The sequence below is a fragment of the Vreelandella sedimenti genome, from assembly GCF_013416325.1.
In the GTDB taxonomy this organism is placed as follows: domain Bacteria; phylum Pseudomonadota; class Gammaproteobacteria; order Pseudomonadales; family Halomonadaceae; genus Vreelandella; species Vreelandella sedimenti.
Map to the genome: position 1 here is coordinate 1 of NZ_JACCGK010000057.1, position 618 is coordinate 618.

Annotated in this window: 1 protein-coding gene; it reads left to right on the plus strand. The window is 52.4% G+C overall.

Annotation, left to right across the window (positions count from 1 at the left end; all coding sequences use genetic code 11):
* Nucleotides 1-249: 249 nt before the first annotated feature.
* Nucleotides 250-588, plus strand: a complete 339-nt coding sequence (locus HZU72_RS24335) for a hypothetical protein (protein ID WP_443089502.1) — start codon at nt 250-252, stop codon at nt 586-588.
* Nucleotides 589-618 lie beyond the last annotated feature (30 nt).

Here is a 618-nt window from a genome sequence, read left to right on the forward strand (position 1 = left end):
AGTCGAAAAGGCTAAAGAGGCAGAGGTAAAATTAACAGAAGCGTTGGACTTCGAGGCTCCCAATGGCATGGGCGTTATAGGCCAGATAGATGGCAAGCGTATTGCCCTGGGCAACCGGCTATTGATGGAAAGCGAGGGCGTTAACACCCAGTCTCAAGACGCACATGCAGATCAATTGCGCAGTGACGGTGCTACGGTCATCTTTGCGAGCATCGACGGGAATTTNTTGTTGTCATGGCCGGCGACGGCGTGAACGATGCACCTGCGCTGGCTACAGCGGATGTCGGCATTGCCATGGGAACCGGCACCGATGTGGCGATAGAAAGCGCTGGGGTTACTCTACTGCGAGGAGATCTTACCGGTATTGCCACGGCGCATAAGCTCTCAAAAGCCACCATGCGTAATATTCGCCAAAATCTCTTTTTTGCCTTTGCTTACAACGCGGCAGGCATCCCCATTGCCGCAGGGATTTTGTACCCCTTCACAGGTATGCTGTTATCACCGATTATCGCGGCGGCGGCGATGTCACTCTCTTCAGTGAGCGTGATTGGCAATGCTTTACGACTTAGGATGATTGCTATTAAGTAAGGTTCTTCGTCACTTCACGTGGATTTGGCC